Annotated in this window: 1 protein-coding gene; it reads left to right on the forward strand. The window is 57.3% G+C overall.

Annotated elements, in window-relative coordinates; genetic code table 11:
• Positions 1-116: 116 nt before the first annotated feature.
• Positions 117-1,683, forward strand: a 1,567-nt coding sequence (locus tag WM40_RS26790) for a methyl-accepting chemotaxis protein (protein WP_024901538.1), incomplete at its 3' end; no start/stop codon positions are given.

The raw sequence follows: 1,683 nt of genomic DNA on the forward strand, positions 1-1,683 counted from the left end.
GTGTTTGAAAAAAGATAAAGAATTTCGCGACAGTGCCGTTAAGCGGTAGCCGCCTGGTAGTTCGCAGTGGCAAGTGAAAGCTTCCTGGAAAAATTAGAATAACAACGGATAACACCATGTTCCCTAAATTTCGCGATCTCCGTATTGGCGTGCGTTTGTCTGCCGCGTTCTTGCTTGCCGCATTGTTGACGGCGGTACTTGGATTCATTGCCTATGCACGATTATCGGCGATCAGCACGGATTGGGAGCGCTACGAATCGATAACCGTTGCGAAGATGCAGGCGTTGCAACATGGCAGGGATGCCTTCGGCGACGCCGTGCATAGCTATAAAGACTATGTGATTCGAGGTGGTGATTACCGAGCAAAATTCTTGTCCTATCTCGACGAGATTGACAAGGCGGCACAGACTTCTTTGCAACTAGGCGTATTCTCGGCAGATGAGCCGGAAGCAGTCAATAAATTGACTGCCGCGGTTGCCGACTATCGTGCGTCACTCGCCAAGCTCGACGCACTGTTCGCATCTGGTGCGTCCGTGGACACGCGCGATCGGAATATTGCTGGTGCGGACAAGCCGATCGGCAAAGCACTCGATGCACTGATCGCGATCGGCATGCAGCGTACGCATCAACAAGGTGCGGCTATCACGCATCTTGCCGCGCTTGCGGAGCGCACCATTATCGTGGTGACCCTTGGGGCGATGATTTCTGCGGCGTTCCTGGCGTTTTTCATTACTCGCAGCATCACCTTGCCGATCAGTGCGGCGGTGTCCGCCGCCGAAGCGGTGGCGCGAGGCGATCTTACTCAGCAGATTGCCTCCGACCGCCAAGATGAAACGGGCCGCCTTTTGCGCGCATTGACGGATATGAAAGAAAGCCTGCTGCGTGTGGTGGGAAAAGTTCGCAGTGGCGCGGATAATCTGGCTTCGGCAACGAGTCAGATCGCAGCCGGAAATCAGGATCTTTCTTCGCGTACAGAAGATCAAGCAAGCTTCCTTCAGGAAACGGCTTCCAGCATGAACGCGCTCACGGCCGCGGTGCGTCAGAACACCGAGAACGCGCAGCAAAGCGCGGCATTGGCATCGGGTGCGGTCAACATTGCACAAGAAGCAAGTGCCGCGGTTGGGAAGGTGGTCAGCACGATGGACGAGATCACGGACTCGTCCAAGAAGATTGCCGATATCACAGGCATTATCGAGGGAATTGCTTTTCAAACAAATATCCTGGCGTTGAACGCTGCCGTGGAGGCCGCACGCGCTGGTGATCATGGGCGTGGTTTCGCGGTCGTCGCGTCGGAAGTGCGGAACCTCGCTCAGCGTTCGGCGAGCGCCGCAAAGGAAATCAAGGATCTGATTGTCGCATCGGTTGCAAACGTCGAGGTTGGTGCGCAGTTGGCGTCGGAAGCGGGCGAGACGATGCGCCAGGTCACGCACGAGGTATCGCGAGTCAGCGGCATCATCAACGAGATCGCAGCCGCTTCACTAGAGCAAAGCAGCGGAATCGAGCAGGTGAACCAGGCCGTGGCGCAGATGGACCAGGGGACCCAGCAGAACGCCGCGCTCGTGGAGGAGGCGGCCGCCGCGTCGGCATCGGTTCGGGAGCAAGGGCAGCAGTTGATAGATGTCGTCGCATTTTTCCGGCTGCGCGCGGGGCCGCCGTTGCTGAGCGGTCCCGCCACTTCCGTTT

Source organism: Robbsia andropogonis (genome assembly GCF_000970345.1).
Taxonomy (GTDB): domain Bacteria; phylum Pseudomonadota; class Gammaproteobacteria; order Burkholderiales; family Burkholderiaceae; genus Robbsia; species Robbsia andropogonis.